The sequence below is a fragment of the Mycolicibacter longobardus genome (assembly GCF_002102265.1).
GTDB classification, from domain to species: Bacteria; Actinomycetota; Actinomycetes; order Mycobacteriales; family Mycobacteriaceae; genus Mycobacterium; species Mycobacterium longobardum.
Genome location: NZ_LQPG01000016.1, coordinates 15,400 through 39,774, shown reverse-complemented (window position 1 = coordinate 39,774; position 24,375 = coordinate 15,400). Strand labels below are relative to the sequence as shown.

General features: G+C 67.9%; 24 protein-coding genes and 2 tRNA genes. 19 read left to right on the top strand and 7 right to left on the bottom strand.

From position 1 onward, the window contains the following. Positions 1-86: 86 nt before the first annotated feature. Both AWC16_RS08440 and AWC16_RS08435 read left to right on the top strand, forming a co-directional pair. Positions 87-1,880, top strand: coding sequence for a DUF2207 domain-containing protein (locus AWC16_RS08440; RefSeq protein WP_085264303.1), 1,794 nt, complete (start codon positions 87-89; stop codon positions 1,878-1,880). Between the two features lie 27 nt (positions 1,881-1,907). Then, positions 1,908-2,477: a LemA family protein gene (locus AWC16_RS08435; protein WP_207572284.1), complete on the top strand. Its 570-nt coding sequence runs from the start codon at positions 1,908-1,910 to the stop codon at positions 2,475-2,477. Positions 2,478-2,489: 12 nt separating this feature from the next. Here the strand turns inward: AWC16_RS08435 and AWC16_RS08430 are convergent, their stop codons facing one another. Then, positions 2,490-3,131, bottom strand: coding sequence for a TetR/AcrR family transcriptional regulator (locus AWC16_RS08430; protein ID WP_085264302.1), 642 nt, complete (start codon positions 3,129-3,131; stop codon positions 2,490-2,492). 22 nt (positions 3,132-3,153) lie between these two features. Here AWC16_RS08430 and AWC16_RS08425 point away from each other — a divergent pair, with 22 nt between their 5' ends. Then, positions 3,154-4,011, top strand: a complete 858-nt coding sequence (locus tag AWC16_RS08425) for an alpha/beta fold hydrolase (RefSeq protein ID WP_085264301.1) — start codon at positions 3,154-3,156, stop codon at positions 4,009-4,011. A 12-nt stretch (positions 4,012-4,023) separates the two neighbouring features. Here AWC16_RS08425 and AWC16_RS08420 read toward each other — a convergent pair whose 3' ends face one another. Further along, on the bottom strand, positions 4,024-5,655 hold the full coding sequence (locus AWC16_RS08420; RefSeq protein WP_085264300.1) for a glycoside hydrolase family 13 protein: 1,632 nt from the start codon (positions 5,653-5,655) through the stop codon (positions 4,024-4,026). After that, positions 5,655-6,053, bottom strand: coding sequence for a globin (locus AWC16_RS08415; RefSeq protein ID WP_085264299.1), 399 nt, complete (start codon positions 6,051-6,053; stop codon positions 5,655-5,657). Before AWC16_RS08415 ends, AWC16_RS08420 begins: the two co-directional genes overlap by 1 nt. A 136-nt stretch (positions 6,054-6,189) precedes the next feature. On the opposite strand from AWC16_RS08415, the gene AWC16_RS08410 reads away from it, so the two are divergent. The 5 genes from AWC16_RS08410 to AWC16_RS08390 all read left to right on the top strand — a co-directional run bounded on the left by AWC16_RS08410 (position 6,190) and on the right by AWC16_RS08390 (position 8,998). Then, entirely contained in the window at positions 6,190-6,831 is a 642-nt protein-coding gene (locus AWC16_RS08410) for an HNH endonuclease (RefSeq protein WP_085264298.1), read from the top strand. Between the two features lie 49 nt (positions 6,832-6,880). Next, the gene (locus tag AWC16_RS08405) at positions 6,881-7,453 is read left to right on the top strand and encodes a hypothetical protein (protein WP_085264321.1); all 573 of its coding nucleotides are present in this window, start codon (positions 6,881-6,883) and stop codon (positions 7,451-7,453) included. A gap of 64 nt (positions 7,454-7,517) precedes the next feature. Beyond that, positions 7,518-7,751 carry an aa3-type cytochrome oxidase subunit CtaJ gene (gene ctaJ / locus AWC16_RS08400; RefSeq protein ID WP_085264297.1) on the top strand — a complete coding sequence of 78 codons (234 nt, stop codon included), beginning with the start codon at positions 7,518-7,520 and terminating at the stop codon, positions 7,749-7,751. Further along, a complete protein-coding gene (locus AWC16_RS08395) occupies positions 7,738-8,205 on the top strand; it encodes a DUF5130 family protein (protein ID WP_085264296.1) in 468 nt (155 codons plus the stop codon). Before ctaJ ends, AWC16_RS08395 begins: the two co-directional genes overlap by 14 nt. Before the next feature lie 34 nt (positions 8,206-8,239). Beyond that, complete coding sequence (locus tag AWC16_RS08390) at positions 8,240-8,998, top strand: hypothetical protein (RefSeq protein ID WP_234812176.1); 759 nt, start codon at positions 8,240-8,242, stop codon at positions 8,996-8,998. A gap of 30 nt (positions 8,999-9,028) precedes the next feature. Here AWC16_RS08390 and pepN read toward each other — a convergent pair whose 3' ends face one another. Beyond that, positions 9,029-11,602 carry an aminopeptidase N gene (pepN, locus tag AWC16_RS08385; RefSeq protein ID WP_085264294.1) on the bottom strand — a complete coding sequence of 858 codons (2,574 nt, stop codon included), beginning with the start codon at positions 11,600-11,602 and terminating at the stop codon, positions 9,029-9,031. 60 nt (positions 11,603-11,662) lie between these two features. Between pepN and AWC16_RS08380 the strand changes: the two genes are divergently transcribed. From AWC16_RS08380 to AWC16_RS08365, 4 genes are all read left to right on the top strand, one after another. Next, positions 11,663-12,043 (top strand): DUF1304 domain-containing protein, encoded by a 381-nt coding sequence (locus AWC16_RS08380; protein WP_085264293.1) that lies wholly within the window; start codon positions 11,663-11,665, stop codon positions 12,041-12,043. A 98-nt stretch (positions 12,044-12,141) separates the two neighbouring features. After that, positions 12,142-12,750, top strand: coding sequence for a mycothiol-dependent nitroreductase Rv2466c family protein (locus AWC16_RS08375; RefSeq protein WP_085264320.1), 609 nt, complete (start codon positions 12,142-12,144; stop codon positions 12,748-12,750). 112 nt (positions 12,751-12,862) lie between these two features. Continuing rightward, complete coding sequence (locus tag AWC16_RS08370) at positions 12,863-13,342, top strand: ribose-5-phosphate isomerase (protein ID WP_085264319.1); 480 nt, start codon at positions 12,863-12,865, stop codon at positions 13,340-13,342. Between the two features lie 15 nt (positions 13,343-13,357). After that, positions 13,358-14,164 carry an Fpg/Nei family DNA glycosylase gene (locus AWC16_RS08365; protein ID WP_085264292.1) on the top strand — a complete coding sequence of 269 codons (807 nt, stop codon included), beginning with the start codon at positions 13,358-13,360 and terminating at the stop codon, positions 14,162-14,164. Between the two features lie 12 nt (positions 14,165-14,176). Here the strand turns inward: AWC16_RS08365 and AWC16_RS08360 are convergent, their stop codons facing one another. Together AWC16_RS08360 and AWC16_RS08355 are read right to left on the bottom strand one after the other, a co-directional pair. Next, the gene (locus AWC16_RS08360) at positions 14,177-15,400 is read right to left on the bottom strand and encodes a serine hydrolase domain-containing protein (protein WP_085264291.1); all 1,224 of its coding nucleotides are present in this window, start codon (positions 15,398-15,400) and stop codon (positions 14,177-14,179) included. 36 nt (positions 15,401-15,436) lie between these two features. After that, a tRNA-Gly gene (locus tag AWC16_RS08355) sits at positions 15,437-15,507 on the bottom strand. 124 nt (positions 15,508-15,631) lie between these two features. Here AWC16_RS08355 and AWC16_RS08350 point away from each other — a divergent pair. The 4 genes from AWC16_RS08350 (at position 15,632) to clpP2 (ending at position 18,553) form a co-directional block, all read left to right on the top strand. Beyond that, positions 15,632-15,708, top strand: a tRNA-Pro gene (locus AWC16_RS08350). 57 nt (positions 15,709-15,765) lie between these two features. Further along, positions 15,766-17,235, top strand: a complete 1,470-nt coding sequence (gene tig, locus AWC16_RS08345; protein ID WP_085264290.1) for a trigger factor — start codon at positions 15,766-15,768, stop codon at positions 17,233-17,235. Positions 17,236-17,330: 95 nt separating this feature from the next. Then, positions 17,331-17,909, top strand: coding sequence for an ATP-dependent Clp protease proteolytic subunit (locus AWC16_RS08340; protein ID WP_085264289.1), 579 nt, complete (start codon positions 17,331-17,333; stop codon positions 17,907-17,909). Further along, positions 17,906-18,553 (top strand): ATP-dependent CLP protease proteolytic subunit ClpP2, encoded by a 648-nt coding sequence (gene clpP2, locus AWC16_RS08335; RefSeq protein ID WP_085264288.1) that lies wholly within the window; start codon positions 17,906-17,908, stop codon positions 18,551-18,553. The genes AWC16_RS08340 and clpP2 overlap by 4 nt, the downstream gene beginning before the upstream one ends. Before the next feature lie 21 nt (positions 18,554-18,574). Here clpP2 and mmuM read toward each other — a convergent pair whose 3' ends face one another. After that, positions 18,575-19,510, bottom strand: coding sequence for a homocysteine S-methyltransferase (gene mmuM / locus AWC16_RS08330; RefSeq protein WP_109561332.1), 936 nt, complete (start codon positions 19,508-19,510; stop codon positions 18,575-18,577). 262 nt (positions 19,511-19,772) lie between these two features. On the opposite strand from mmuM, the gene clpX reads away from it, so the two are divergent. From clpX to AWC16_RS08315, 3 genes are all read left to right on the top strand, one after another. Next, the gene (gene clpX / locus AWC16_RS08325) at positions 19,773-21,056 is read left to right on the top strand and encodes an ATP-dependent Clp protease ATP-binding subunit ClpX (RefSeq protein ID WP_085264287.1); all 1,284 of its coding nucleotides are present in this window, start codon (positions 19,773-19,775) and stop codon (positions 21,054-21,056) included. A gap of 288 nt (positions 21,057-21,344) precedes the next feature. After that, a complete protein-coding gene (locus tag AWC16_RS08320) occupies positions 21,345-23,285 on the top strand; it encodes a 2-oxoacid:acceptor oxidoreductase subunit alpha (protein WP_085264286.1) in 1,941 nt (646 codons plus the stop codon). After that, positions 23,282-24,370, top strand: coding sequence for a 2-oxoacid:ferredoxin oxidoreductase subunit beta (locus tag AWC16_RS08315; protein ID WP_085264285.1), 1,089 nt, complete (start codon positions 23,282-23,284; stop codon positions 24,368-24,370). The genes AWC16_RS08320 and AWC16_RS08315 overlap by 4 nt, the downstream gene beginning before the upstream one ends. Positions 24,371-24,375 lie beyond the last annotated feature (5 nt).

The following is a 24,375-nucleotide window of genomic DNA, read 5'->3' as shown; positions in this document are numbered from 1 at the left end:
GATGCGGTTCTTTCGCCGGTTCTCGTGACCGTCAGCCCCTACTGTGCGTTAGCGTAGCGTCAGTCTGGCGGCAGGAGACGAAGCGAGTGAAGGCCAAGCCGCTGCTGATCGCGTCAGTGATTCTCGTTGCGCTGTCGGGTCTGGGCCTGCTGTGGCCGCTTGCCTCGGGAATGACGGATTCGGTGTCGCCGGCTCGGGATCCGGGGGTGATCAGGCGCTACGCCGCGACCTATCGGGTCGGCGCTGACGGCCACCTCAATGCCACCGAGCGATTGACGGTGGACCTTCCGAGCGGCCGGCACGGCATCTTCTGGTATTTCCCGGTCGCCGACCCCACCGACTCCCATCTGCGGATTGTCCCGACCGTCACCGGTATCACGATGAACGGCCGGGCGGTGCCGGTGAGCTATTCGTGGCGAAACGGCCGCAGTGTCTACGTTGCCCGTATCGGCAATCCGTCCAGGACATTGTCCCAGGGCACATACATCTACGAGATTGACTACACCATCGACGGTGTCTTGGCGAAAACCCCTAGTGCGCAAGGGAAGTTCCCGACCCGGGCGGGGGAGAACCGGACCGCGGCCGACTCGTCGTTCTACTGGAACGCGGTGGGCTTCTGGGAGATGCCGATTCGGGACGCGCAGGTCGTGATCGAGCTGCCCGTCCCATCCGGGCTGGTGCAGTGTGCCGCGAGCGCCGACGGGTCGGTTCCGTGCGCCATCGAGGGCGCGGGAAGCGAGCGAGTCGCGGTCACCGCGGGAAACCTGGCACCGCGTAACCCGGTCACCGTCCGCGTTGATCTGCCGATGACGCTGCCGCCCTGCACCACCCTGCCGTGGCCGGCGCGCTTCGACGGCATCCTGGGCCGCTCGACCCGCATCGCCGTCGAAGTGGCGGCATTGACGGTGCTTGCCGCGCTGGCCGGATACCTCTGGGTTCGACGGTCACGGGAGGAGCCTCCCGGTCTGCCGGTGATGTATGAGCCGCCCGACCGGCTCGGGCCGGCGCAGGCTGTCTACATCGTCAAGGAGACGGTCGGTGACCACGCCCTGGTCGCGACACTGCTGCATATGGCCGAGCGCAAGCTGGTTGAGCTGGAGCGCATCAGATCGAAGAAATGGGCCGTGACCGGCACCGCCACCGCCGCGCAGTGGGCGAACGTTGATCCGGTGACACGTGAGGTCGGCGAAGCGCTGGGCATCGCAGAATCCGGCGGTCGTGTTGTCACCGGCGGCAAGAAGGCAGGCGAAAAACTGGCGAGCGCTACCGATACCGCCAAGTCCGCCACTCGATCCTGGTCTCGTAAGGAGGGATTGTCGCGGTACGCGATCGTGGAGATCATCGGCCGAGTGCTGGTCTGCCTCTGCATCCTCATGGCGGCCGTACGGTTCTGGGGCTACCCGACGATGCGGGGTCTGCCGTTCGCGGCGTTCGCCATCGCGGGTTTCGGGCTGTTCGCCACGGGCGTGGGGATCCGGCGCACCCCGGCGGGCCGCCAGCTGTGGTCGCGGGCCGGCGGGTTCGAGCGCCTGCTGTCCACTCCGTCCAGCGAGGACCGGTTTGACTTTGCGGCGCGCAAGGACCTTTTCATCGCCTACATCCCCTATGCGGTGGCCTTCGGCGTCGCCGACAAGTGGGCCGCGAAGTACCGGACGGCAACTGGGCACGAGCCGCCGGAGGTGCCGTGGTATCCGGTGACGGGGGCGAGCGGTGCGGCCGGGCTGTACAGCGGGGCCGCGCTGGCCGGCCTGGGCGCCGCGATCGCCACGTCGATCAGCGCGTACCAGGCTTCCCAAAGCTCTTCGTCGGGTTCTGGCGGGTTCAGCGGCGGCGGTGGCGGTTTCGGCGGTGGAGGGGGCAGCGGTGGCGGTTCATGGTGAACAATCAATCGAGGAAAGAGGTATCAGATGAGCGTGATCACCGGTATCGCGATCCTGGCGGCGGCGCTGGTGGCGGTGGTCGCCTTCGGCATCACCGCGTTCAACCTGCTGCGCAAGCTCGACGTGAAGGCGCAGGAGGCACTGGGCGGCATAGACGTTCAGCTGACCCGGCGCGCCGACCTGATTCCCAACCTGGTGTCGACCGTCAAAGGTTATGCGACGCATGAGAAGTCGGTGTTCGAAGAGGTCACCACCGCTCGGGCCAATGCGACACGGGCGGCGCAGTCGGGCACCGTCGAGGAGAAGGCGCAGGCCCAGGCCCAGCTGGACCGCGCGATCTTCAACGTGCTCGCCGTCGCCGAGAACTACCCCGAGCTGAAGGCCTCGGTCAACTTCCTGCAGCTGCAGGAACAGCTCACCGACACCGAAAACCAGCTGGCGTTCGCCCGCCAGTACTACAACGACGCAACCGCCACCCTCAACCAGAAGGTGGTCACCATTCCGTGGATGTTCTTCACCGGGATGGCCAAGGTGGCCGCGCGGCCGTTCTATCAGGCGACCGAAGGCCAGCAGGCACCGCCACAGGCGATGTTCTGAGTTCTGCGCAGATCAGCTCTCGGTCAGCATGGCATCAAGCAGCCGGTGCACTACCGTGCTCACCTCGGCGCGCATCTGATCCCGGTCGTCTGCGGTCGCGATCAGCATCGCGGCCTCGTCCAGTGCGCCGATGAGAACGTGCGCAAGCGCGCGGACCGGCTGGTGGGGGAGTTGTCCCGCCTTCATCGCTTCGCTGAGCAGGTGCTCGGTCATACCCAGGCTGTAGCGCTGCGCCACATCGCGAAAGCCGTCCCAGCCCAAGACGTTCGGCGCATCGAGCAGGATGATCTGACGTACCTCCGGATCGTCGGCCACTACCAGCCAGCTGTCGGCCGCCGACCGTAACGCCGCGGCCGGGGTGGTGGCCGCCGAGGCCGCGACCGCTTCGGCGAGCCGCGTCATGACGTCTGCTTCCACGGCCTCCACGACGGCCAGGAACAGTGCCGCCTTGTCCGGGAACTGGTGATACATCGCCCCGCGGGTCACGCCGGCGGCCTCGGCGATCTCTGGAGTCCCCACGGCGGCGAAGCCGCGCGCGCCCCACAGCTGGCGGGCCGCGCTGGTCAGCGCAGCGCGGGTGGCGGCCGAACGTTCGGCCTGCGTCCGACGCTTGATTTCCGTACAGGCTGTCGGTAAGTTATCGGCAGGTTGCACGTAACTATGTTAGGAGCATTCGATGCCGACCGTTGACATTGACGCCGGAACAATCCACTACGACACGGTGGGCCCGCAGGACGGCCGCCCGGTGTTGTTCGTGCACGGTTACGCCATGGGCGCCTCGCTGTGGGGGCCGCTTAGCGCGCGCCTGGCTGCACGAGGTCTCCGCTGCATCGCCCCGAACTGGCCGCTGGGCGCGCACCCGAGTCCGCTGCGGCCGGGGGCCGACAGGACATTGCCCGGCATCGCGGCGATGGTGGACGCCTTCATGGAAGCCCTCGCGCTGGAGGATGTGGTGCTGGTCGGCAACGACACCGGGGGCCTGGTCAGCCAGCTGGTCGCGGTCAACCATCCCGACCGGTTGGGTGCCCTGGTCTTGACCAGTTGCGATGCCTTCGAGCATTTCCCGCCGCCCATCATCAATCCCTTCATCGTGGCCGCGAAGACCGCCATCAGCTTTCGTGCGGCGCTCCAGCCGATGCGGACGCGCGTGGTCCGGCGATACGCCTACGCCAAACTGGCGCATCGCGACATCGATCTCTTGGCCCGGGAATGGGTCAAACCCGCACTACGCGACGCCGCAGTGGCCGACGACCTTCGCCGCTTGACCAAGTCGTTGAACCAGCAGACCTCCCTCGATGCCGGGGCGCGACTGCGTGAGTTCGCCAAGCCGGCGCTGATCGCCTGGTCTGCCGACGATCTGTTCTTTCCCTTGGAGGACGGCAGACGCCTGGCGCAGGTGCTGCCCAACGCCCGCTTCGAACTCATCGAAGGCGCGCGCACCTATTCGATGATCGATCAACCGGACCGGCTGGCCGAACTGGTGGCCGAGTTCGTCACGGCCGGTAGTGGACCCGAAGTTCGCGGTCGCCGGTGAGCTGACCGGCCGTCAGACCAGCCATGCCGCGGCGTTCGGCGGCAACAGACCGTCAGCGGCCGGTGCGCTGCCCAGGATCAGCCGTCCCTTGGGCAATGCCACCGGGCGGTCACCGGTGTTCAAGGCGCATACCAGTCCGCCGCAGCTGAACATCAGCACGCCGTCGGCGGCGGGCCGCCATTCGATCCGGCTGTCGAATCCCAGATGTGTTCTGCGCAATGCGATCGCGCGCTGATACAGCCCGAGGGTCGAGTCGGCGTCGGCGAGCTGGGCCTCGACGGTCAGCGGCGCCCACTGCGGCGGCATCGGCAGCCAGGTGTCGGTCCGCTCGGAGAACCCGAACGCCGGGCTGCTGCCGGACCACGGCATCGGCACCCGGCAGCCGTCGCGTCCGCGCTCGGTGTGCCCGGAGCGCTCCCATACCGGATCCTGCAACGCCGAGTCGGGCAGCTCGACGTTCGGCAGGCCCAATTCCTGGCCGTTGTAGACGAACACCGTGCCCGGCAGCGCGAGCAGCACCAGTGCCATCGCCCGTGCCCGGGCCAAGCCGACCGGCCCGTCGCCGTAGCGGGTGACGGCCCGCTCGACATCGTGGTTCTCCAGCGCCCAGGTCGCACTGGCACCCACCGAGGAGACCGCGGTCAGCGAGTTGTCGATCGCATCGCGAATATCGGCGGCGTCGAAGTCGGCCTGCAGCAGCCGGAAGTTGAACGCCAGGTGCAGCTCGTCGGGCCGCAGGTACTCGGCGAACAGTGCGTTGTCGTGCACCCAGACCTCACCGACGCTCACCGCACCGGGATAGTCGTCGAAGACGGCGCGGATCGCGCGGTGAATCGCATGGACTCCCGGCTGGTTGAACCGCGGGTCGTCGTCGCGGTGAGCCAGCAGCTTCAGGTCGGTGACGGGCATGTCCGGCAGGCCGGGCGGCTTGGCCATGCCGTGGGACACGTCGATACGGAAGCCGTCCACGCCGCGGTCCAGCCAGAACCGCAGGGTCTTCTCGAAGTCGGCCATGACCTCCGGGTTGTCCCAGTTCAGATCGGGTTGTGACACGTCGAATAGGTGCAGGTACCACTGGCCGGGGCCGTCGGGTTGATGCGGCGGTCCCAGCTCCGTCTCTCCTTCGTCGAGCCTCGCTGAACCGCCGGAATCGGTGACCCGGGTCCAGGCCGGCCCGCCGAACACCGACACCCAGTTGTTGGGCGGCAGCTGCCCGCCCGGCCCGCGGCCGTCGCGGAAGATGTAGCGCTGCCGCGCCGGGCTGGCGGGTGCGGCGGCCAGCGCCTCGACGAACCACGGATGCGCCGAACTGGTGTGGTTGGGCACCAGGTCCATGGTGACTTTGATGCCGCGTTCGTGCGCGGCGGTCACCAGCCGGTCCATCGCCGCCAGATCCCCGAAGAGCGGGTCGATGTCGCGCGGATCCGACACGTCGTAGCCGTGGTCGGCCATCGGCGAGACCGTCACCGGGTTGAGCCAGATGCCGTCGACACCCAGCCGCCGCAGATAGTCCAGGTGTGCGGTCACGCCATCGAGGTCGCCGACCCCGTCGGCGTTGCTGTCGGCGAACGAGCGGGGATACACCTGGTAGAACACGCTCTTGGCCCACCAGGGGTTCTTGTCTGGGATCTGTACGGGGCCCATCAGATCGGCGCGTTGACCATGAAGTCGGCTGCCGAATGCAGGTACTGCAGCAGTTCGGCGCGATGCGCGTCGTCGAGAGTGTCGCTGTCGATCTCGTCGACCGCGGCGACCATGCAGCGCAGCCAGGCGTCACGCTGCAGCGGGCCGATCCGGTAGGGGATATGGCGCATCCGCAACCGCGGGTGGCCGCGGCGCTCGGTATAGGTGCGCGGGCCGCCCCAGTACTGCTCGAGGAACATCCGCAACCGTTCCTCGGCGCCGTCCATGTCGTCGGCGGGGTACATCGGGCGCAGGATCGCGTCCTGGGCGACCAGTTGATAAAACCGCGACACGATGGCGTGGAAGGTCTCCGCACCGCCGACGGCGTCATAAAACGAGGGCTCTTCTATCGGCTGCATCGCCCACCATTGTGGGGCATTACCTACTTGCTAGCCGACGCCTGCCGGTGAACACACAGCAAATGGGCGTGCGACCAGCGCCGAATCATGGTGAACTGTTCGGCGGAGGATCAATGGTGCAGCACAAAAGCCGGATATGAAGCGCCGGGGCCACCGCCACCCCGGTGCCCCAGCGGCGAGCCTGACCGGGCTTGCCACCGCCCCATGCCTGCACTCGGTCGCCACTTCCGGTTCCGGGACCGCCACCGATGCCGTGTCGATCTGGACCCGCCGGAGAGTGTTGCTGCTGAACTCCACCTTCGAGCCGTTGACCGCGCTCCCGCTGCGCCGCGCCGTGGTCATGCTGATCTGCGGCAAGGCCGACGTGGTGCACGACGATCCGGCCGGCCCGGTGATCCACTCGGCGACCCGGTCGGTGGCGGTGCCGTCGGTGATCAGGCTGCGGTCCTATGTCCGGGTGCCCTACCGGGCCCGGATCCCGTTGACCCGCGCCGCGCTGATGCACCGCGACCAGCACAGCTGCGCCTACTGCGGGGGCAAGGCCGACACCGTCGACCACGTGGTGCCGCGCAGCCGGGGCGGCGACCACTCCTGGGAGAACTGCGTGGCAGCCTGCTCGACCTGCAATCACCGTAAGGCGGACCGGTTGCTCACCGAGATCGGCTGGACGCTGCGGTTGGTGCCCACCTCGCCCAAGGGCCAGCACTGGCGGCTGTTGGCGGTGATCAACGACCTCGACCCGGTGTGGATGCGCTACCTCGGTGAAGGTGCCGCCTGAGCGGGCATCGCAGTCGGGCATCGCAGTCGGGCATCGCAATAATGACGACGTGGAACTCCAATGGCAGACGCGTCACACCCAACGACTACGGGCCGTGCGAGTCGGCTGGGACGGAGTAGAGGTCGGGGCACCGTGCTTCCCGCCGGATTGGGAACCCGAACCCGATGACCTGCATCTGCTGAGGATCGCAGCCGCACACGGCGACTGTCCGCCCGGCGCCTACTCCTACCAGCGGCCACCGCCGGATCACGAATATTCGTTCTTCGTCGAGGAACTGCCCGACCAGAGCGCCTTCGAGTTCACCGACCAGCACCGGTCCCTGCTGAGGGTGATGTCCTGGGAGCTGTCGGATCCCTACTTCGACGAAGATATCCCCGGCGCAGACCCCAAACGGCCCTACGGCGACTTCACCTATTACCAGCTGGAGATGGCCTTGCACCTGGGGCTGATCCCGGCGAACAAACCCGACGACCATGATCCGATGACACCGGAGATCGTCGAGGCCATGACCGCACTGCACTTCCAGATGCAGCCGGCGCTGCAGCTGTTCCTGCAGCATTTCGTGATCCCCGAGGGCCGAGTGTTCAGCGGCGAGGACTGGGGCGGCTGGGTTCCGGTCTGAGGCCTGCCCCGGATGCGGCCGGGTTCTCGCACCGCGCGATCCGCGGTGGGATACGGTCTACGGCGTGAGCGTGTTCGAAATCCTCGGCTTCTTCATCGGCGTTCCGGTGCTGCTGGTCTCGCTGCTGTCAGCACGGATCTGGTCGCGTAAGGGCCCGCGCGCGGCCACCTATCAGATGGCCGATCGGTGGACGCATCCGCCGATCCTGTGGGCGGCGACCGGCGAGGCCATCGGCGCCGGGCACGGTCACGGCAAATCCGAGTTCAGCGTGGGGGGTGCGGCCAGTGGCAACTGGTGAGGTCGCGACAATCGATCCGGCGGACCTGCCGCACGGCTCGGTGATCACCTACAGCGGTCGGGTATCCGGGGTCACCGAACCCGGCGAGGCGTCGTTGCACTACCCGTTCCCGGTCAAGGAGCTGGTGGCCCTCGACGACGCGCTGACCTACGGGTCGCGGGCCTCGCAGGTCCGTTTCGCCACCTACATCGGCGACCTGGGCGCCGACACCGCCGCGCGAGCCAGCGAGATTCTGGCGAAGGTGCCCACCCCCAATGACGCCGTGCTGGTCGCGGTCTCACCGGACCAGCGGGCCATCGAGGTGGTCTACGGTGCCGGCGTAAGCGGCCGCATCGCCCCGGCAGCGGCACCGCAGGGTGTGGCCGCCGCGGCCGCAGCATTCCGGGACGGCGACCTGATCGACGGCCTGATCAGCGCGGTGCGGGTGATCAGCGCCGGCATCACCCCGGCCTGACGGCTGCCCCTACGGGTTCGCCAGCGTGCGGCAGGTGACTTCAGCTCGCGCCGTGATGTCGGCTTCGCCGGCGCATCGAGCCTGGCTGGACAACATCGACCGGCACGCGGTCGCCCCGCAAGCGGTGGCCGAGATCGTGCGCGGGCAGCTCATCACCCGCGACAGCTTCCGGGCTCTGGACGCGATGGCACAGATCACCGACCCGGACGGCAAGAGCTTCTTCGTGATCCCCCGGGGCACCGGCGGCGACGACGCCCGTCGGGCGGTGCTGCTGACCTATCTCTTCAACGCCGGCACCGGCTACGCCCGCTCCGGTGCCCGTTGTGACTTCCGTGAGACGCCCTACGGCGCCGCCGAGGTGCGACGGATCATCGCGCGGCAGCACGCGAATCGCTGGAGCTACGCGGCCGTGCGGGGTATCTGCAACACCGGAGGGTGCCTGGTCACCACCCCGAACGGCGTGCTGATGGCGTTGGGCGGCAACCGGATACACACCCAGTTCAGCCACCGCGGCGGCACCATGTGGGGCGACCTGTTCCTGGTCAACGCCGATCGCGTCGCCGACCCGGCCGGGCGGCTGCGCGACATCGTCGAATCCGGGCGGCTCGGTCCGGGCGGGCCCGACCTGAGCCGGCTGCTGCACCACGAAGAGATCCACGCCCAACAGTGGGCCGAGCTGGGGCCGATTCGGATGCCCGCGCGCTACCTCGCCGAGGAGGCGAAGGCCCGGATTCTCGGCGGCATCAACCGATTCGAGAAGGACGCCGGTCCCTCCGACGGGGGATACCGCTGATCAGGCGGTGCCTGTTCAAGCTGTGCCTGTTCAAGCGGCGTCGAAGGTCCGCGCCCGCAGCGACCGCTCGACCCCGGCCCGGCCCTCCAGCACCAACCGCCGCAGCGCCGGCGGCACCTCGGGGTCGGCCAGGAACGCGTCGGCGGCGTCCAATCCGGCCTGGCTGACTTCCCAGCCCGGGTACAGGCCCACCACCACCGTCTGCGCCACCTCGCTGGACCGCCGCTCCCACACCCCGCGGATCGCCTCGAAGTAGCGGGCGGTGAACGGCGCCAGCAGCTCGCCCTGCCCGGGTTGCACGATCCCGGCGATGATCGCCCGGCCGGTGATGTTGGCCAGCGTGTCATCCTCGATGACCTCCTGCCAGGCCGCCTGCTTGACCGCCGGCTGCGGGCGTGCCGCCGATGCCTGGGCGCCCTGGCGTTTGCCGGCCGCAGTCGGATCGCGCCGGATCTCGGCGTCGATCGCCTCGGAATCCAGTGCGCCGCTGCGGGCCAAGGCCACCACGATCCGCCAGCGCAGATCGGTGTCGACGGCCAGTCCGGCCAGATCCTGAGCGGCCGAGTCGCCGTCCAGCAGCGCGGCCAGTACCGCGGTGTGCCGCTCGGCCAACACCGAGGTGCACAGCGCGTTGACGAACGCCAGCTGGTGATCCGAGCCGGGCTCGGCACCGCGGGCCAGCTCGAGGAGCCGATCGGCGAACGCCGGCCAACCGTGCTCGGCGGCCCAGCCCGGTTCGGCGTAGAACCCCAGCGCGGTCTGCGCCTGCAGCAGCAGTCGCTGGGCGACCCCGACCTCGGTCTCGGCGCCGATGCCGCGTTGCACCAGTGCCACAAAGTCACGGGCGCGCAGCTCGGCCTCGCGGGTCATCTCCCAGGCCGCCGACCACACCAGGGTGCGCGGCAGCGGCTCGGCGATGTCGGCGATGCGTTCGGTCGCAGTGGCCAGCGACTGCGGGTCCAGCCGCAGCGCACAGTAGGTCAGGTCGTCGTCGTTGACCAGGATCAGTTTTCCGCGCGAAACCCCTACCAGGCTAGGCACTTCCGTGCTCGGGCCCTCGATGTCCAACTCTTCCCGGTGCACCCGCACCAGCCGGCCGGAACCGGCCCGGGCTTCGTCTTCATCGTCATAGATGCCGATGGCCAACCGGTGCACCCGGGTCTCGCCGGCGCCCGGAGCGGCACCGCTCTGTGCCACCGCGAAGCGGGTGAAGCGCCCGTCCGCGTCCACATCGAAGTCCGCCCGCAGCGTGTTCAGGCCGGTGGTCTTGAGCCATTGCCGGCCCCAGTCGGACAGGTCCCGGCCGGAGGCTTTCTCCAGGGCGGCCAGCAGGTCGTCGAAGGTGGCGTTGTCGAAGGCGTGCGCGGCGAAGTAGTCGCGCAGTCCGGCCAGGAAGTGGTCCAGCCCGACATAGGCCACCAACTGCTTGAGCACCGATGCGCCCTTGGCGTAGGTGATCCCGTCGAAGTTGACTTCGACGGCGGCCAGGTCGGGGATGTCGGCGGCGATCGGATGCGTCGACGGCAGTTGGTCCTGCCGGTAGGCCCACGACTTCTCCGCATTGGCGAATGTGGTCCAGGCACTGGTGTATTCGGTTGCCTCGCTTTGGCACAGCACCGAGGCGAACGTCGCGAACGACTCGTTGAGCCACAGGTCGTCCCACCAGCGCATGGTGACCAGGTCGCCGAACCACATGTGCGCCATCTCGTGCAGCACCGTCTCGGCCCGTCGTTCATAGGACGCCCGGGTCACCTTGCTCCGAAAGACGTAGTCCTCCAGGAACGTCACCGCGCCCGCGTTCTCCATGGCGCCGGCGTTGAACTCCGGAACGAACAGCTGGTCGTACTTGCCGAACGCATACGGCACGCCGAAATTGCTGTGGTAGAACCCGAATCCCTGCTTGGTCTCGGTGAACAGCCGCTCGGCGTCCATGTGCTCGGCCAGCGATGCGCGGCAGAACAGGCCCAACGGGATCTCGCCGTGCTCGTCGCGGTAGACGTCGTCCCATCGGGCATACGGTCCGGCGATCAGCGCCACCAGGTAGGTGCTCATCTTCGGGGTGGTCGCGAAGGTGTGCACACCGGCCTCGGCGCTTTGCGTCGCGCCGTTCGAGACCACCTGCCAATGCTGCGGCGCGGTGACGGTGATGTCGAAGGTGGCCTTGAGGTCGGGCTGGTCGAAACAGGCGAACATCCGCTTGGCGTCGGCGGTTTCGAACTGCGAGTACAGGTACACCTCGTCGTCGACCGGGTCGACGAAGCGGTGCAGACCCTCACCGGTGTTGGAGTAGTAGCAGTCGGCGTCGATCTCGACGACGTTGTGCTGGTCCAGACCGTGCAGCGGGATGCCGGTGGATTCGTCGTAGCCGCTGACATCGAGGGCGCGGCCGTTCAGGGTGGCGCCGCGCACCGTCTCGGCGGCGATGTCGATGACGGTGTCGCTGCCGGGCAGGGCGTCGAAGGTGACGGTGGTGGTGGAGCGAAACGTGCGCTCGCCCGGTTTGCCGCTGCCGTCGGTCAGGTCGAGCGCGATCCGGTAGTTGTCGACGGTGACCAGAGCGGCGCGTTCGGCGGCCTGGTCGCGGGTGAGGTTAGGAAGGGCCACGCCCGCCTACAGTAGCCGCCGGACCGTGCGGGCGGGCGTCTGACCGCGTTTAATGGGGCCATGCATGTCGCCGGTCTGGTATTCGCCGCGCTGGCCGCGGCACTGCACGTGTACATCTTCGTGCTGGAGTCGTTGACCTGGACGTCGCCGCGCACCCGAGCCGTGTTCGGCACGACTGTCGAGGAGGCCGAGACCACCAGACCACTGGCCTTCAACCAGGGTTTCTACAACTTGTTCCTGGCTGTCGTGACCGGAATCGGTGTCGGTGCGGTTGCCTTGGGCCACAACGCTGTTGGACTTGCGCTGACGTTCGCCGGAGTGGGGTCGATGCTGGCCGCGGCGCTGGTTCTGGTGGCTTCTTCACCCGACAAGGCCCGGGCCGCCGTCGTCCAGGGGGCTTTCCCGGCGATCACGATCGCGCTGCTGGCGCTGAGTGGCTAGGGGCTTCTAAGAGCTTCTGAGGGCCCCGTCGGGAACACCGGGCGGGCGAGCATAGTTGTGTTGCACAGATGCCCACCGCCCCCGGAGAGGACCCGCCGATGTCCGACAGATCACAAGCCGAGTTTTGGTTCGACCCGCTGTGCCCATGGTGCTGGATCACCTCGCGGTGGATCCTGGAGGTCGAGAAGGTCCGCGATATCGATGTCACCTTCCACGTGATGAGTCTGGCCGTGCTCAACGAGGGCCGTGATCTGCCCGAGGAGTACCGGGAACGGATGAGCCAGGCGTGGGGCCCGGTGCGGGTGGCGATCGCCGCCGAGCAGTTGCGCGGCAATGAGATCCTGGGCCCGCTGTACACCGCGATGGGCACCCGGATCCACAACCAGAACAACAAGGACTTCCCCGACGTCATCGCCGGTGCGCTGGCCGAGGTCGGCCTGCCGGCTGAGCTGGCGGACGCCGCCACCACCGACACCTACGACGAGGCGTTGCGGGCCAGCCACCACGCCGGGATGGACGCCGTCGGCAAGGATGTCGGCACCCCGACCATCCACGTCAGCGGGGTGGCGTTCTTCGGTCCGGTGCTGTCGCGCATCCCGCGCGGGGAGCAGGCCGGGGAGCTGTGGGACGCGTCGGTGACGTTCGCGTCCTACCCGCACTTCTGGGAGCTCAAGCGCACCCGGGGCGAGGCACCCGAATTCGACTAGTCGCTCGGCCCTTCCCGCGAGAGTGCATGGTTGTACGTCGGAAAGCGGCGTGTCGATGTACAGACACGCACGCTCGCGGGGGGAGGGGACCCGGTCTGAGACAATGGCCGCCATGCGCGTCTACCTCGGCTGCGACCACGCCGGCTACGAGCTCAAAGAGCAGATCATCGACCACCTGAAGCAGGCCGGGCACGAGCCGGTCGACTGCGGGGCCTACAGCTACGACGCCGAGGACGACTACCCGGCGTTCTGCATCGCCGCGGCATCGCGCACGGTGGCCGACCCGGACAGCCTGGGCATCGTGATCGGTGGATCCGGCAACGGTGAGCAGATCGCGGCCAACAAGGTGCCCGGAGCGCGGTGCGCGCTGGCGTGGAGCACCGAAACCGCGCAGCTGGCCCGCGAACACAACAACGCCCAACTGATCGGCATCGGCGGCCGGATGCACTCCGCCGCCGAGGCGCTCGCGATCGTCGACGCGTTCCTGAGCACGCCGTGGTCGGAAGCCGAACGCCACCAGCGGCGCATCGACATCCTGGCCGCCTACGAACGCAACCACGAAGCACCGCCGGTCCCCGGCGCGCCGGCCTGACCCGACTGGCCTGACATGCCGGAGGGGCACATCCTGCACCGGCTGGCCCGGCTGCATGAGCGTCGTTTCGGCCGGGCGCCGGTGGCGGTGTCCAGTCCGCAGGGCCGCTTCGAATCCGGTGCCGCCCTGGTCGACGGCCGGTCGCTGACCCGCGCGCAGGCTTGGGGGAAGCATCTGTTCCACCACTACGCCGGCGGGCCGATCGTGCACGTGCATCTCGGTATCTACGGCCATTTCACCGAGTTCGGACTGGCAGAAGGCGGCCTGCCGGAACCGGTCGGCCAGGTCCGGATGCGTATGGTGGGCGCCGAATACGGCACCGATCTGCGCGGCCCGGCCGCCTGCGAGGTGGTGGATGAGGCTCAGGTCGCCGACGTGATCGCGCGCCTGGGGCCGGACCCGCTGCGCGGCGACGCCGACCCGGCGCTGGCCTTCAAACGGATTGTCAAGTCCCGCAGGGTGATCGCCGCGTTGCTTATGGACCAGTCGGTGCTCGCCGGGGTCGGCAACGTCTACCGCAGCGAGGTGCTGTTCCGGCACCGGATCGACCCGTACCGGCCCGGCGCCACGCTGTCCGAACAGGAATTCGCCGCGATCTGGGCCGACCTGGTGGAGTTGATGAAGGTCGGGCTGCGGCGCGGCAACATCGTGGTGGTCCGGCCCGAGGATGACCACGGAGCGCCGGCGTACGCACCCGGCAAGCCGCGCACCTACGTCTACCGCCGGGCCGGTGACCCGTGCCGGGTGTGCGGGACCACGGTGCGCACCGCGGAACTGGAGGGCCGCAACGTGTTCTGGTGCCCGTCCTGCCAGTCGGGCTAGCGGCCCCGACCGCTAATCGTCGTAGATGGATTCGCGCCGCGGACGGATCGGCACGCCGAGAGCCCGGTAGATCTCGTTGGACAGCACCACGCTGCGCGGGTCGGCGTTGGCCTGGGTGTGGTCGAACCGGTTCATCACGTAGCCGTAGCCGATCCGGTGCTCCAGATCGACGAAGGCGAACGAGCCGCCGAGGCCGCCGTGACCGAAGATCCGCCGGTTGGGCCCGTTGACCCCCTGGGCGTTGAGCATGTAGCCCATGCCCCACCCGTGTTCGGCGACTCGGGGGCCGAGCACCAGATCGGTTTCGGTGCCGCCCTGCAGCACCCGCAGGCGGTCCATGGTGGGACGGCTGAGCACCTTCTCCTGCACCAGTCCGTTGTAGAACGTGGCCATACCGAGCGCCGAGACCTGCGCGTTGGTGCCGGGGAACTCCAGTTGGCGCCACAGGGTCAGGTCGTTGGTGGCGATCTCGTCGTCGGGAGCGAACCCCATCGCCACCGCCAGCCCCGCCTTGGAATGGTCGTCCAACGAGGTCGGGCGTTTCGGGGCGCCGGCCGAGGCCAACATCTCCCGGATCGTGGGCTTGCCCACCGGGTCGGCGCAGCGATAGGGCTGCTGTTCGGCCGGTACGCCGATGTGCACTTCGGCACCGAGCGGACCGGCGACCTCATTGCGCAGGTACTGGCCCACCGTCAGCCCGGTCACCCGCCGGACGACTTCGCCGATGATGAAGCCGTAGGTGGTCATGTGGTAGCCCTGCGCGGTGCCCGGCCGCCACCACGGTTCTGCGGCGGCCAGCCGCTCACAGACCAGGTCCCAGTCGGTGACGTCGCGCCAGTGCATCGGCTCGCGCGGCCCGATCGCCCCGGAGCGGTGCGCGAGCACCATCGCCAGTGAGATGTCGCCCTTGCCGGCCCGGCCGAACTCCGGCCAGTAGTGGGCCACCGGGATGCGCAGGTCCAGTTCGCCGGCTTCGGCGAGGCGGTGGACGCAGGTGCTGGTCAGGCCCTTGCTGCCGGACAGCACGGTGCTCAGGGTGTCTTCCTGCCAGGGGTGCTCGCCCTCGACGTCGGCCGAGCCCGCCCACAGATTGACGACGAGCTCGCCGTCGACATATGCCGCCACGGCCGCACCGAGTTCCTCGCGCAGCGTGAAGTTGCGCTCGAACTCGTACCGCACCTTCTCAAAGCGCGGGGAGCACGACCCATGGATCTGGACGTGCCGGGTGCCGCCCATGGCGTGCCTTCCTGCCAGGGAAAACCCTGCTTTTCGAGCGGGCGACGGGAATCGAACCCGCGTAGCTAGTTTGGAAGACTAGGGCTCTACCATTGAGCTACGCCCGCAATATCCTGGCCAGACTGTACCGGCGTAGCCGACTCCAAATCCAATTGGGACTCTCTTTGAGGCCGTGGTGTGCGGGCGGCTTTCTTGTCGTTGTCGCCGGGCCGTAGGATCGCCTGGTCAGTGCGGGGTGTAGCGCAGCTTGGTAGCGCATCCGCTTTGGGAGCGGAAGGCCGCAGGTTCAAATCCTGTCACCCCGACCAGCAGCGCGCGCCGCACCGGCACGACCGACCACGTCAACAATATCGAGGAGTACACCCGTGAAGAGCACCGTCGAGCAGCTGACCCCGACCCGGGTTCGCATCAACGTTGAGGTGCCGTTCACCGAGCTTCAGCCGGATTTCGAGCGGACCTACAAGGAGCTGGCCAAGCAGGTGCGGCTGCCGGGTTTCCGGCCGGGCAAGGCGCCGGCCAAGCTGATCGAGGCCCGCTTCGGTCGCGCCGCGGTGTTGCAGCAGGTGGTCAACGAGGCGCTGCCGAGTCGCTACAGCGAGGCGGTGACCAGCTCGGACCTCAAACCCCTCGGCCAGCCCGACATCGAGGTCACCAAGCTTGACGACGGTGAGCACATCGCTTTCACCGCCGAGGTCGACGTGCGGCCGGAGATCACGCTGCCGGATCTGGAGCAGCTCAAGATCAGCGTGGACCCGATCGAGGTCGCAGACGACGAGGTCGACGCCGAGCTCGACGCGCTGCGGGCACGATTCGGCACGCTGACCGGTGTCGAACGGCCGGCGGCCAAGGGCGACTTCGTCTCGATCGACCTGGACGCGACTGTTGACGGCGAAGTGGTTGAAGGGGCTGCCACCGAGGGCCTGTCGCACGAGGTCGGGTCGGGTCAGCTCATCGAAGGCCTCGACGACGCGATCGTGGGCCTGACGGCCGGGGAGAGCAAGGCCTTCACCACCAAGCTGGCGGCCGGCCCGCAGGCCGGCAAGGACGCCGAGGTCACCGTGACGGTTCAGTCGGTCAAGGAACGCGAGTTGCCCGAGGCCGACGACGAATTCGCGCAACTGGCCAGCGAATTCGACACCATCGGCGAACTGCGCGAGAGCCTCATCGAGCAGGTGAGCCGAACCAAGCGCATCCAGCAGGCCGAGAAGGTTCGCGAGGCGACGCTGGAGGCCTTGGTCGACCAGGTCGAGATGCCGCTGCCCGAGGCCGTGGTGCAGGCGCACATCGACAACGCCCTGCACAACGCCCTGCACGTTGTGGACCATGACGAGAACAAGTTCGCCGAGTCGCTGGCCGAGAAGGGATCCTCGCGCGCCGAGTTCGACGCCGAGACCCGCAGGGAGGCCGAGAAGTCGGTCAAAACGCAGCTGCTGCTCGACGCGCTCGGCGACAAGCTGGAGATCCAGGTGGGTCAGACCGACCTCACTCAGCACCTGGTGCTGATGGCGCGTCAGTACGGCGTCCCGCCGCAGCAGCTGATCCAGTTCCTGCAGGAGAACAACCAGCTGCCTGCGGTCTTCGCCGACGTGCGTCGCGGCATGGCGCTGGCCGCAGCGGTGCGCGCCGCCGAAGTCAGCGACACTGCAGGCAATGAGATCGACACGGCCGAGTTCTTCGGCACCGGGAAAGCCGATGAGGACGAGGCCGACGAGGCGCGCGAGGCGCTCGACGCGCTCGAGGCGGCCGACGACGAAGCGGCCGAGGCGGCCGACGACGAAGCGGCCGAGGCGGCCGACGACGACGCGGTCGAGGCCGGGGCGGCATCCGACGAGTGACGCTGTAAGCGAACGAAGCCGGTTCGGACCGCCTACAACCGCGCCGGTTCGTTAGGGTCGGTGCATATGAATCTCGAGAAAGCAGGTATCCCACTGTGAGCCAGCCCGGTCTGAATCTCGTCGACTCCGTATACGAGCGCCTACTGCGAGAACGCATCATCTTCCTGGGGTCGCAGGTGGACGACGACATCGCCAACCGGCTGTGCGCCCAGATCCTGCTGTTGGCCGCCGAAGACCCGACCAAGGACATCTCGCTCTACATCAACTCCCCGGGCGGTTCGATCAGCGCCGGGATGGCGATCTACGACACCATGGTGCTGGCACCGTGCGACGTCGCCACCTACGCGATGGGCATGGCCGCCTCGATGGGCGAGTTCCTGCTCGCGGCGGGCACCAAGGGCAAGCGCTACGCCCTGCCGCACGCCCGGATCCTGATGCACCAGCCGCTGGGCGGGGTGACCGGCAGTGCCGCCGACATCGCGATCCAGGCCGAGCAGTTCGCGGTCATCAAGAAGGAGATGTTCCGGCTCAACGCCGAATTCACCGGTCAGTCCATCGAGCGCATCGAGGCCGACTCCGACCGTGACCGCTGGTTCACCGCCCAGGAAGCCCTGGAATACGGCTTCGTCGACCACATCATCACCCGCGCCCACACCAACGGAGCCGCAGAATGAACCCCGAAACCTTGCGAGCCACCGCACCGCAGGCGCGCTACATCCTGCCGTCGTTCGTCGAGCACTCCAGCTGGGGCGTCAAAGAGTCCAACCCGTACAACAAGCTGTTCGAAGAGCGGATCATCTTCCTGGGCGTACAGGTCGATGACGCGTCCGCCAACGACATCATGGCCCAGCTGCTGGTGCTGGAGTCGCTGGACCCGGATCGCGACATCACCATGTACATCAACTCCCCGGGTGGCTCCTTCACCTCGCTGATGGCGATCTACGACACCATGCAGTACGTGCGGGCCGACATCCAGACCGTGTGTCTGGGCCAGGCCGCCTCTGCGGCCGCGGTGTTGCTGGCCGCGGGCACACCGGGCAAGCGGATGGCGTTGCCCAACGCCCGGGTGCTGATCCACCAGCCGTCGCTGTCCGGGGTCATCCAGGGACAGTTCTCCGACCTGGAGATCCAGGCCGCCGAGATCGAGCGGATGCGCACCCTGATGGAGTCCACCCTGGCCCGACACACCGGTAAGGACCCGGAGGTGATCCGCAAGGACACCGACCGCGACAAGATCCTCACCGCGGCCGAGGCCAAGGAGTACGGGATCATCGACACCGTCCTGGAGTACCGCAAGCTCTCGGCCACGGTCAGCTAGGTAGCCGCGCCGAGCGTGTACTCAGGGCGAGTTTCCGGGCGGCGGATTTTCGCGCTGGTTACACGTTCGGCGTAGGGCGGTCGAGACCGCGGCGATATCAGTGGGCCGCACCCGGCAACAACCGCCGATGACGCGCGCTCCCGCGGCCACCCAGGCCGGCACCAGCGCGGGGGACAACCGCGCCGGCCCGGTCCAGCGCCGGCGCCCGGTGTCCCAGCTCTCACCGCTGTTGGGGTAGACGATCACCGGCTTGCCGGTCACCTCGCGAGCGATCTCGATCGCCGGCAGCACATCGTCGGGGGCGCAGCAGTTCACCCCCACCGCGACGATCTGCGGCACCCCGGCGGCAACCTCGAAGGCTGCGGTCAGGGGTTGCCCGGCGCGGGTCGAGAGCCCGTCGATGGTGTAGCTGAGCCAGGCCGGCACGTTCGCCTCGCGGATCAGATTCACCAGGGCCTCGGCCTCGTCGAGATCCGGCACGGTCTCGCACGCCAGTACGTCGGCTCCGGCGCCGGCCAGCACCTCCAGCCGGGGGCGGTGCCAGGCCGTCAACGCGGCGACCGAAAGCCCGTAGCGGCCACGGTATTCCGAGCCGTCGGCGCGCGCGGCGCCGTACGGGCCGACCGACGCCGCGACCCAGCGGTCTTTCGCGCCGCCGGCGGCCAGGCGGGCCAGCTGCACGCTTCGGCGCAGCAGTCCGGCCGCCGCGCGACGGTCGATCCCGCGGGCGGCGAAACCTTCGAAGCTCGCCTGATAGCTGGCGGTGGTGGCGATCATCGCGCCCGCCGCGAAGAACGCGGCATGCACGGCGGTGATATCCGCGGGGGCGTCGGCGAGCAGCCGCGCCGACCACAGCGGATCGGAAAGATCGAAGCCGCGGGCCTCCAGCTCCGTCGCCAGCCCCCCATCGGCGACGAGCACGGTATCGTCGGGCACGGCGAACCCCACGTTCGCCACTGTAGGGCTCTGGGGCCACGTCTCACAGCGGGGTAACGCCGGCGAAACGCTCGCGCCACGCCAGCGCGTCGCACGCCGGGTGCGGCACCTCGGACGATATGTTCGTGGAGCAGGCAGACAAGCCCAGACGGGGCCCGTGATGAATACCAACGACGCGATTCGGCCTTATCGGTCGCATCGCACCGGAATGAGCGGGTAGCGTCGGGGCAGACACCGGTACCCCGACGACAGACGGCGAACAGGAAGTAGGTCCTAACGCACCATGGCGCGCATCGGAGACGGCGGGGACTTGCTGAAATGTTCGTTCTGCGGCAAGAGCCAGAAGCAGGTCAAGAAGCTCATCGCGGGGCCGGGCGTCTACATCTGCGATGAGTGCATCGACCTGTGCAACGAGATCATCGAAGAGGAGCTCGCCGACGCCGACGACGTCAAGCTCGACGAGCTGCCCAAGCCCGCTGAGATCCGGGACTTCCTGGAGGGCTACGTCATCGGTCAGGACACGGCCAAGCGCACGCTGGCGGTAGCGGTCTACAACCACTACAAGCGCATCCAGGCCGGCGAGAAGAGCCGTGACTCCCGCTCCGGCGAGCCGGTCGAGCTGACCAAGTCCAACATCCTGATGCTCGGCCCCACCGGCTGTGGCAAGACCTACCTGGCCCAGACGCTGGCCAAGATGCTCAACGTGCCGTTCGCGATCGCCGACGCCACCGCGCTGACCGAGGCGGGCTACGTCGGTGAGGACGTCGAGAACATTCTGCTCAAGCTGATTCAGGCCGCCGACTACGACGTCAAGCGCGCCGAGACCGGCATCGTCTACATCGACGAGGTCGACAAGATCGCCCGCAAGAGCGAGAACCCGTCGATCACCCGGGACGTCTCCGGTGAGGGAGTGCAGCAGGCGCTGCTGAAGATCCTGGAGGGCACCCAGGCCTCGGTCCCGCCGCAGGGCGGCCGCAAGCACCCGCACCAAGAGTTCATCCAGATCGACACCACCAACGTGCTTTTCATCGTGGCCGGGGCGTTCGCCGGACTGGAGAAGATCGTCTCCGACCGGGTCGGCAAGCGCGGCTTGGGTTTCGGCGCCGAGGTCCGGTCCAAGGCGGAGATCGACACCACCGACCACTTCGCCGAGGTGATGCCCGAAGACCTGATCAAGTTCGGGCTGATCCCGGAGTTCATCGGCCGGCTGCCGGTGGTGGCCTCGGTGACCAACCTGGACATGGAGTCGTTGGTCAAGATCCTCTCGGAGCCGAAGAACGCTCTGGTCAAGCAGTACACCCGCCTCTTCGAGATGGACGGGGTGGAGCTGGAGTTCAGCCAGGACGCGCTGGAGGCCATCGCGGATCAGGCCATTCACCGGGGCACCGGTGCACGCGGCCTGCGGGCGATCATGGAAGAGGTCCTGCTGCCGGTCATGTACGACATCCCCAGCCGCAACGACGTCGCCAAGGTCGTGGTGACCAAGGAAACGGTGCAGGACAACGTGCTGCCGACCATCGTCCCGCGCAAAGCGTCGCGCAGCGAGCGCCGCGACAAGAGCGCCTGATCCGGGCGGGACGCACGGGCGCCCCGCAAAGTTACTCGTCAGTACCGAATTTTTCTTAGAGTCGGCCCGCGGTCGAACGTGATGAAAACCACATTTCCGCACCAAGTTGACCGTGAACCCCGGTGTGACATCGACATTTAACACTGAGTAACCCGAATTTCGACACGGTGTGGCGTCGTATGGTCTATAAGAGCGGTGCAATAATCGGTACCGCCAGTGACAGAAAAACGTGTGGGTGCGCCAGCCGGCTGTGCGGGCCCGGTCAGACAGTGATGGAAGGCGGGGGCCGTGGGGCCGAGCGGTAACGGGGTCGGGTCGGCACCCGGGCGCCAAAAACTCGAGAAAGTCGTGATCCGTTTCGCCGGTGACTCCGGCGACGGCATGCAGCTCACCGGCGATCGCTTCACCTCTGAAGCGGCCCTGTTCGGCAACGACCTGGCCACCCAGCCGAACTACCCGGCCGAGATCCGCGCACCTCAGGGCACCCTGCCGGGCGTGTCATCCTTCCAGATCCAGATCGCCGACTTCGACATCCTGACCGCCGGTGACCGCCCCGATGTGCTGGTGGCGATGAACCCCGCGGCACTCAAGGCCAACATCGGCGACCTGCCCCGCGGCGGGATGGTGATCGTCAACTCCGACGAGTTCACCAAGCGCAATCTGGCCAAGATCGGCTACGAGACCAACCCGCTGGAGACCGAGGAACTCTCGGACTATGTCGTGGTCCCGGTCGCGATGACCTCTTTGACGCTGGGCGCGGTCGAGGCGATCGGCGCGACCAAGAAGGACGGCGCCCGCGCCAAGAACATGTTCGCCCTGGGCCTGTTGTCCTGGATGTACGGCCGGGAGCTGGAGAGCAGCGAGCGCTTCATCCGGGAGAAGTTCGCCAAGAAGCCCGACGTCGCCGACGCCAACGTGCTGGCGCTCAAGGCGGGCTGGAACTACGGCGAGACCACCGAGGCTTTCGGCACCACCTACGAGATCGCGCCGGCCAAGCTGCCGGCGGGGGAGTACCGCCAGATCTCGGGCAACACCGCGATGGCCTACGGCGTCATCGTCGCCGGCCAGCTGGCCGGCACCCAGGTGGTGCTGGGAACCTACCCGATCACCCCGGCCTCGGACATCCTGCACGAGCTGTCGAAGTACAAGAACTTCAATGTGCTGACCTTCCAGGCCGAGGACGAGATCGCCGGCATCGGCGCGGCGATCGGCGCCTCCTACGGGGGTGCGTTGGGCGTCACCAGCACCTCGGGCCCGGGGCTGGCTCTCAAGGCCGAGGCGCTGGGCCTGGCCGTGATGACCGAGCTGCCGCTGCTGCTGATCAACGTGCAGCGCGGCGGCCCCTCCACCGGCCTGCCCACCAAGACCGAACAGGCCGACCTGATGCAGGCGCTCTACGGCCGCAACGGCGAGTCCCCGGTGGCGGTGCTGGCGCCGTGCACGCCGTCGGACTGCTTCGACGCGGCCATCGAGGCCGTCCGGATCGCGGTGACCTACCGCACCCCGGTGGTGCTGCTCTCCGACGGTGCGATCGCCAACGGTTCCGAGCCGTGGCGCATCCCCGACATCACCGCGATGGAGCCCATCGAGGCCAACCTGGCCAAGGCCGGCGAGGACTTCGCGCCCTACGCCCGTGACCCGGAGACCCTGGCCCGGCAGTTCGCCATTCCCGGGACCCCGGGCCTGGAACACCGCATCGGTGGGCTGGAGAAGGCCAACGGCTCCGGCGAGATCTCCTACGAGCCCGCCAACCACGACCTGATGGTGCGACTGCGTCAGGCCAAGGTCGACGGCATCAAGGTGCCCGACCTGGTGGTCGACGACCCGTCCGGGGACGCCGAGCTGCTGTTGCTGGGCTGGGGCAGCTCGTATGGCCCGATCGCCGAGGCGTGCCGGCGGGTCCGGCGCGGCGGCATCAAGGTCGCGCAGGCACACCTGCGGAACCTCAACCCCTTCCCGGCCAACCTGGGCGAGGTGCTGCGGCGTTACCCCAAGGTGGTGCTGCCGGAGATGAACCTGGGTCAGCTGGCGCTGCTGCTGCGCGGCCGCTACCTGGTCGACATCCAGTCGGTGACCAAGGTGGCGGGCAAGGCGTTCCTCGCCGACGAGATCGAGGGGATCATCGACGACGCGCTGGCCGGCACGCTGGCCGATCGGGAGAACGAGAAGGCGTCGCTGGCCAAGGCCGCGGCGGTCACCATTGCGGGTACAGCAGGAGCGAATTCATGACCACCACCACCGAACCCGCCGACACGCTCGTCGGTACCGACCTGGGGCTGACCGCGCTGAGCGGGGTGCCCACCACCGACGAGCCGCAGAAGGCCAAGGACTACACCTCCGACCAGGAGGTGCGCTGGTGCCCGGGTTGCGGCGACTACGTCATCCTCAACACGATCCGTAGTTTCCTGCCCGAGCTGGGGCTGCGGCGGGAAAACATCGTGTTCGTCAGTGGCATCGGCTGCTCCAGCCGGTTCCCGTACTACATGAACACCTACGGTGTGCACTCGATCCACGGTCGTGGCCCGACGTTCGCCACCGGGCTGGCGACCGCTCGCGAGGACCTGTCGGTATTCCTCATCACCGGTGACGGCGACGCCCTGTCGATCGGCGGCAACCACCTGATCCACACGCTGCGCCGCAACGTCAACATCACCATCCTGCTGTTCAACAACCGGATCTACGGCCTGACCAAGGGCCAGTACTCACCGACCTCGGAGACCGGCAAGATCACCAAGTCGACGCCGTTCGGCTCGCTGGACAACCCGTTCAACCCGGTCTCGCTGGCGATCGGCGCCGAGGCGACGTTCGTCGGGCGCGCCCTGGACTCCGACCGCAAGGGCCTCACCGAGGTGCTGCGCGGGGCGATGGAGCACCGTGGCTCGGCACTGGTGGAGATCCTGCAGGACTGCCCGGTGTTCAACGACGGCTCCTTCGACCTGCTGCGCAAGGAGGGGGCCGAGAACCGCATCATCAACCTCAGGCAGGGCGAGCGGGTGGTGTTCGGCGCCGAGGACGAGTACTGCGTCATCAAGTCCGGATACGGGCTGGAGGTCGCCAAGACGGCCAACGTCTCCGCCGATCAGATCGTGGTGCATGACGCGACGCAGGCCGACTCGTCCTACGCGTTCGCGCTGTCGCGGCTCTCTGAGCAGGATCTGACGCACTTCCCGACGGGGATCTTCCGCAAGGTCGACAAGCCCACCTACGACGATCTGGCTCGCGCGCAGGTCGCCGAGGCCCGGCAGACCACCCCGCACGACACCGCCGCACTCCAGGCGCTGCTGCGTGGCCGGGACACCTGGACCGTGGACTGAGGCGA